General features: G+C 41.6%; 5 protein-coding genes. 2 read left to right on the top strand and 3 right to left on the bottom strand.

What is annotated here, in order from left to right; translation table 11 throughout:
* Nucleotides 1–52: 52 nt before the first annotated feature.
* The gene (locus B5G52_RS19065) at nucleotides 53–817 is read right to left on the bottom strand and encodes a class II glutamine amidotransferase (protein WP_087534225.1); all 765 of its coding nucleotides are present in this window, start codon (nucleotides 815–817) and stop codon (nucleotides 53–55) included.
* 229 nt (nucleotides 818–1,046) lie between these two features.
* Here B5G52_RS19065 and fadE point away from each other — a divergent pair, with 229 nt between their 5' ends.
* A complete protein-coding gene (gene fadE, locus B5G52_RS19060) occupies nucleotides 1,047–3,503 on the top strand; it encodes an acyl-CoA dehydrogenase FadE (protein ID WP_087534224.1) in 2,457 nt (818 codons plus the stop codon).
* Nucleotides 3,504–3,507: 4 nt separating this feature from the next.
* On the opposite strand, the gene B5G52_RS19055 is transcribed toward fadE, so the two are convergent.
* Nucleotides 3,508–4,623 (bottom strand): DUF6136 family protein, encoded by a 1,116-nt coding sequence (locus B5G52_RS19055; protein WP_087534223.1) that lies wholly within the window; start codon nucleotides 4,621–4,623, stop codon nucleotides 3,508–3,510.
* Nucleotides 4,620–5,210, bottom strand: a complete 591-nt coding sequence (locus B5G52_RS19050) for an ATP-binding cassette domain-containing protein (protein WP_087534222.1) — start codon at nucleotides 5,208–5,210, stop codon at nucleotides 4,620–4,622. Before B5G52_RS19050 ends, B5G52_RS19055 begins: the two co-directional genes overlap by 4 nt.
* Nucleotides 5,211–5,372: 162 nt before the next feature.
* Between B5G52_RS19050 and B5G52_RS19045 the strand changes: the two genes are divergently transcribed.
* A complete protein-coding gene (locus tag B5G52_RS19045; protein ID WP_087534221.1) occupies nucleotides 5,373–7,316 on the top strand; it encodes a S9 family peptidase in 1,944 nt (647 codons plus the stop codon).
* The last annotated feature ends 61 nt before the right edge of the window (nucleotides 7,317–7,377 follow it).

Here is a 7,377-nt window from a genome sequence, read left to right as displayed (position 1 = left end):
GCAAGCGGCGGGGAATAAACCCGAAGAGATTAAAATGGTAGTACTTCTAAAACTAAATTAATTCACCCATTTTAAATAACGCGAACTCACCTGGCTCCATTTTTTGCCAACGTTCATCGTTTGTTAAAGGGCGAGTTGCAATCACAGTCACCACATCGTTAAGCGTGGTTTCTTGTTGAAAATCCACCACCATATCCGCATCAATCAACGTTGCTTTACCAAATGGTGCGCGGCGGGTGATCCAATGTAAGTTATTGGTACAATACGCTAGTACATACACCCCATCAGTAAGCAACATGTTGAATACGCCTTTTTCACGCAATGTATGCGAAAGCTTTGCCGCATAACGAAATACGGATGCCATATTTGATGGGCGTTTTGGATATTTTTCACGGATTTTATCGAGCAGCCAACAAAAAGCCAGCTCGCTATCTGTGTTACCGACAGGGCGATAATACTCAGGTTTTAAATCATGATAATTTGATAGCTGACCATTATGTGCATAGGTAATTTCGCGCCCCCACAACTCGCGGGTAAATGGGTGAGTGTTTTCAAGACAGACACGACCCCGATTACCTTGGCGGATGTGACTTATCACCGAGACACTTTTTATTGGGTATGCTTTAACTAACTTGGCAATTTCAGACTGACAGCTAGGCTCAGGATCTTTAAAAGTACGACAGCCCTTGCCTTCATAAAAGGTAATACCCCAACCATCTTTATGTGGGCCCGTGTTACCACCGCGCTCTAGTAAGCCCGAAAAACTAAAACAAATATCTGTCGGCACATTCGCCGACATGCCAAGCAACTCACACATAAAATAAATTAACCCTTAAACACAATGTTTATACAAACGAAGAACTGAGATATAGGCTAGCATTGTTAAACATAAGCAACATCAAGGCAAGCTTATGTTAGCTCCTTATCCTATACTCTTTATAAACATGTGAATAAACTCACTGATAATCTTAGTTAGCCACTTGATAATTACCGATTCTAGCGCTACTCTAACGAAGGTGGTCTGACCTCTATTAAGGATTGAATACATGACACTCATATTTGTACTTGGTTTAATCGTGTTGCTTAGCATCGCGAGTTACCACAGAGCGAGCTGGAACACAGCACTTGGCGTTTCTATCGCAACCCTTGTTATCGGTACCTTTGCAGGTGCTTTTGGCGCAATCAGCTGGTTAATCTTTTTAATCATCGCTGTGCCATTATCTGTTACTGGCATTCGCCAGCAATACATTATCAAACCAATCTTTGCTGCGTTTAAAAAAGTAACGCCTACAATGTCTGAAACTGAAAAGTCAGCTATTGATGCAGGTACTACGTGGTGGGAAGCCGATTTATTTTGCGGCCGCCCAGATTGGGAAAAACTACATCAATACCCAATGCCTAAACTCACCATTGAAGAGCAAGCCTTTATTGATGGTCCGGTTGAAACCGTATGTAGTATGTTGGATGATTGGGAAGCCACTCACGAGCTAACCGATTTACCAGAAGATGTTTGGCAATATCTAAAAGATAATAAATTCTTTGCCATGATCATCAAAAAAGAATACGGCGGTCTACAGTTTTCTGCGTTTGCACAATCATGTGTATTACAAAAGCTAACTAGTAAGTCTACCCTGCTTTCGTCAATTGTTGGTGTACCTAACTCATTAGGCCCTGGCGAGTTACTACAGCACTACGGTACAGAAGAGCAAAAGAATCATTATTTACCACGTTTAGCAAGTGGTGCAGAAATTCCATGTTTTGCCCTAACCTCTCCAGAAGCGGGCTCTGATGCCAGTGCAATTCCTGACTACGGCGTTGTATGTAAAGGTATGTGGGAAGGCGAAGAAGTTGTTGGTATTAGCTTAACATGGAACAAACGTTACATTACGCTTGCACCTGTTGCGACAGTACTTGGTCTTGCGTTTAAAATGCAAGATCCTGACGGCCTTTTAGGTGATACAAAAGATCTTGGTATTACCTGTGCGTTGATCCCTACGGATATGCCAGGTGTTGAAATTGGCCGTCGCCATTTCCCGCTTAATGTGCCGTTCCAAAATGGCCCTACGCGCGGTAAAGACATTTTTGTACCACTTGATTACATTATTGGTGGCCCAGAAATGGCAGGTCAAGGCTGGCGTATGCTGGTTGAATGTTTATCTGTTGGTCGAGCAATTACCCTGCCTTCAAACTCTGTGGGTGGCATTAAAACAATCGCACTGGCCAGTGGTTCATATAGCCGCATTCGTCGCCAGTTCCGTTTACCTATCGGTCAAATGGAAGGAGTTGAAGAATCACTTGCTAAACTTGCAGGCTACGCTTACAGCTCAGATGCAGCAGTGAGTATGTCTACCGGCGCGGTAGATTTAGGTGAGAAGCCATCGGTTGTTTCAGCGATTATTAAATATCACTTAACTGAGCAAATGCGTGATTCAACCATTCATGCAATGGATGTTCATGGTGGTAAAGGTATCATGCTTGGGCCAAATAACTATTTAGGCCGTGGCTATCAAGGTGCGCCAATTGCCATTACCGTTGAAGGCGCAAATATCTTGACCCGTAACATGATTATTTACGGTCAAGGGGCCATCCGTTGTCACCCATTCGTTTTAACTGAGTTAAACGCATGCTCAATTGAAGACCGTGAAGAAGCACTTGCGGTATTTGATAAAGCACTAATGGGCCACATCGGCTTTACTATTTCTAATTTAGTCCGTACTAAGTGGTTAGCATTTACGGGTGCTCGTTTTACCAGTACACCGTATAAAGATGAAACAGCTGAATTTTACCGTATTGCATCACGCTTTAGTGCCTCACTTGCGTTAATGTCAGATATCAGTATGGCGGTGTTTGGCGGCTCACTAAAACGGAAAGAACGTATTTCTGCTCGTTTAGGTGACTTACTAAGCTACCTATACTTAGTGTCTGCTACGCTAAAACGCTATAACGACGAAGGCCGTAAAAAAGAAGACTTTGCGCTTGTTCAATGGAGCTGCCAAGATCACCTTTATCATTGCCAACGTGCATTAGCTGATTTAATTAACAATATGCCATCAGCGCCGTTACGTGCAGCCCTTAAGCTTATGTTATTCCCGTTTGGTCGCCCGGTTCGTAAACCAACTGACAAACTTGAGCATAAATTAGCACAGCTATTACAAGTGCCTAGCGAAACCCGTAACCGCCTTGCAAGCTATGTATACTTAACCAACGAACCGCTTAACCTAGTAGGCCGTCAAGAGCAAACGCTTAAAGACGTGCTAGCTGTTGAGCCATTGTTTGACAAAGTATGCCGTGAAAAAGGCGTTAAACTGCCTTTCTTCCAACTTGATAAAGTAGCGCAGATGGGCCTTGACGCGGGCATTTTAACGCAAGCCGAAGCTGACAAGCTGGCTGATGTTGAAAAAGCACGTTTAGACACTATTAACGTTGATGACTTTGACCCTGCTGACCTATTAGCAGGTCAAGCCGCCCGTAATAGCGCAGAAAAAAAATCTGATGCAGCTTAACTGATTAGCCGTTAATCACTGCTAGTAAAAAACCTGTTATAACTATCCAAACCAGCGCATAATGCGCTGGTTTTTTTTGCGCTAAGGCCTGTTGTAATAAACACCAGACAACCCCTATTACTAGCAATAAGCTATTTGCTTGATTATATAAAACCACAAAACCAATCAGTGCGAGTAATAATACAATTAAGCTAGGAATAAATAAGCTAACAAAGAATGCTGTTTGCTTATTCTGCATGTTAAAAAACACACTGTACTGCTGATATAGCTGACGACAATCAAATTGTAAGGAGCTACTAAACAGCACTACAAAGGCAAGTGACAAAATACTGAATATAGCAGCTAAATCGGCGCGCTCTTGTAACAACACTTGGGAGGCTACAAATACGCACAACAATAAAGCCCCTCGCCATATCAAAGCCCAGCTCTTATGCATAAAAAATAACAGCCAAAAGCCTGTAAGTGAACTCAATTTTACCTTAGTGGTAAAACTAAAAGGTACCATTAAGGTGCTTAGTGCAAACAACAGCATAAAACCACACTGATAAATCAGCGGACTAACATCTAGCGGTAACATCACCCAGATTGCGGATAACAAAAAACCATAAACAAGCGCTATTGGCTTGTATAAACATAAAATGCCGAGCACAAATTGCAATAGTAAAAACAACAAGAAATGCGGCACTCTAAGCCACTGACTCACACTAAGATCAATCGCGATAATGAGGCTAGCGATCAACCAGCCATTACTTAACAGTAAAAGCTTTATATCCATCAAACCAAGCCAATACCGCTTCACCAATGTTTGTTGAAACGCACGCTGAGCGGTATTTTTTATCGCAGATTTCATTGCGCTTAACATGACACTTTGCAACAGCAAATACAGCCAAGCCATCTTCGCACCATACTGCGGTGCATCGCTGCTATCGATAATTTTTCCCAATCCTAAAAATAGCAGTAAAATCATACCAAGCATGGCAGAGCCAAGTACCACTAGAAATAACAAGCCAAAGTTTTTGAGCTGCAACAATAATTGCGTGAGTTCAGTTTTGTAAGCTTGGTACCGATAATCCATAAAAGAGTGATATTGCCCAATTGATTGTTTAAAGTTTGCAATCATAAAGGCATACACTCAAAGCCATGCTCAATAAATGGCGCTGGTTCATGGCAGGTGATGATTATTTGCCCTTCAGGCTTATCAGTTAAGTATTCATCGAGTAAATTTAGTAAATACTCAATACTGGCTTGGTCTAGGGCTGCGCTCGGTTCATCTAATAGTAAATACGGTGCATCGCGCATAAGCGCTAAAATTAACTGACATTTCTTTTGATTACCTGACGACAGCGCATCAAAACGAGTATTTAAAAAATCATTAAAATTAAATCCATCTATTAATGCAGTTGGCCAGTTACAACCCAGCGTATTCGCGGATAAGTTAATAATTTGCTGTGCCGTAAGAAAACCGGGTAATGCAATACGATCTGTGGCTATAGCAACTTGCTTATGTGGTTCGGTTAATGCTTTCCCTGAAAATAAAACCTGTCCACTTTGGCGCCCTTCAAGCTCAACTAACATCATCAACAACGTTGTTTTACCTTGGCCATTAGGCGCTTCAATGCATATTTTGGGTGCTGTAAACTTAATATGATAATCATCATAAAGTACGTTTTCAGCAAACTCTTTATGTAAACCTATGACTTCTATCATAAATTACCTCTAGTAATGGAAACACTACTATAGCGATTATTGTCTCGAAAACAATACACGCTTTGTAACACTTTATTGCTGTTCGCATATGCGAAATACTTGCGTTTAAAAAATGTTCGGTTAACACTAAAAGCCTATAACTATAAACCAAGAAATGTATCTATGAAAAAAACCCTCAAACTTGCCTGTATTACCTGTGCAGTATCAATTGCATTAACGGGTTGCAGTCAATCAAATAATTCAGCTTCTACACCTGTGGTAACTGAGCAAACACAACAAGTAAAAACTTATAACGCAAAAACCTTTTTTGATACTACATCTATCATGGGTAGTAGCTTTTCTCCTTCTGGCGATAAGATCCTCGTCAGTAGCGATGAAAGCGGCATTTACAGCTTATATGAAGTCGGTGTTAAAACAGGTAGTAAAAAGCGCTTAACCAATTTTGAAGACAGTACCTACCCAGTACGCTACTTCCCTAACGATGAGCGCGTTTTATTTACCAAAGACTCAGGCGGTAATGAGCGCTTTCATGTTTACGTGCGAGAAGCTGATGGCACCATCGAAGACTTAACCCCTGGCGATGAAACTCGTGCAAGCTTTGCCGGTTTTACACAAGACGGTAGCCAATTTTTTATCACCAGCAATCAGCGTGATGCCAAGTTTATGGACTTATACCGTGTTGATAGTCAAACGTATCAAGTCACGCCTGTGTATCAAAACACGCTTGGTTTAGATGTAGGGGCAATTAGCCCTGATGGGCGTTACATTGCCCTATCTAAAAACAATACCAACAAAGACAGCGATACATTTATTCTTGATACCTATAAAAAAACACTCAAGCCGCAGTTAATTTCAAAACACGATATACCAGCTCAATATACGCCTGACACCTTCTCTGTAGACAGTAAATATTTATACTACTCTACAGATGCTAAAGGGGAGTTTTCTCAGGTATGGCGTTATGAGTTGGCTACAGGCGAACATAGCGCTGCATTAAAAGATGATTGGGATGTCAGCTTTATATACTTCTCTAAATCAGGTCGCTATCAAGTAAGCGGTGTTAATGCTGATGCCAGCACCAAAGTGACCGTCAAAGATACCAATACAGGTAAAGAAATCGCTATGCCTGAATTGCCAGCTGGAAATTTACGCAGCGTGAATTTCTCAAGCGATGAGAAAAGCATGGCGTTTTATTTAAACTCAGACACCTCACCAAGCAATTTATTTGTTTGGCAAGTTGGTAGTACTGAAGCTAAGCAGCTTACCAATACATTAAGTAAAGAGATAGATCAAAACGACTTAGTAGAGAGCACGATTGTACGATTTAAAAGTTTTGATGGCCTAGAAATACCAGGCGTGTTGTATAAACCAAAACAAGCCAACAGCAGAAATAAAGTACCAGCGCTTGTGTGGGTCCATGGTGGCCCAGGTGGGCAAAGCCGAACAGGCTACAGTGCGATGCAACAGCACCTAGTTAATCACGGCTATGCTATTTTTGCCGTCAATAACCGTGGCAGCTCTGGGTACGGTAAAACATTTTTCCATTTAGATGATAAAAAACATGGCACTGATGATTTACAAGATATTGTCTACGGTAAAAAACACTTACAAAGCTTAGATTGGGTCGATGCAGATAAAATTGGCATCATGGGTGGAAGCTACGGCGGCTTTATGACCGCAGCAGCACTTGCCTTTGAGCCAGAAGAGTTCAAAGTAGGCATCAATATTTTTGGTGTGACTAACTGGGTGAGAACGCTGAACTCAATTCCACCTTGGTGGGAAAGCTTTAAAAAAGCGCTGTACGATGAAATGGGCGACCCAGCGACAGATGGCGAGCGTCACCGTGCTATTTCTCCGCTGTTTCATGCCGATAACATCACTAAACCTCTAATGGTTATTCAAGGTGCTAACGATCCGCGGGTATTACAAGTTGAAAGCGATGAACTAGTTGCCGCGGTAAAAGCCAATGGCATTCCTGTTGAATATGTATTATTTGACGATGAAGGCCACGGTTTTACTAAAAAAGAAAACCGTATCAGCGCCTCCAATGCCTATCTAAAATTTTTAGATACTTACTTAAAAGAGTTATTTGGCCCACAAAACTAAATAAAACGAGAAAGTAATAAATGGCCTGTGCTTGAATTAGAGTGCAGGCTTTTTTATGACT

Origin of the sequence: Pseudoalteromonas sp. A601, from assembly GCF_002165575.1 — a bacterium.
In the GTDB taxonomy this organism is placed as follows: Bacteria; Pseudomonadota; Gammaproteobacteria; order Enterobacterales; family Alteromonadaceae; genus Pseudoalteromonas.
The sequence above is the reverse complement of the archived record's forward strand: the minus strand, read 5'-3'. Positions and strand labels throughout refer to the sequence as shown.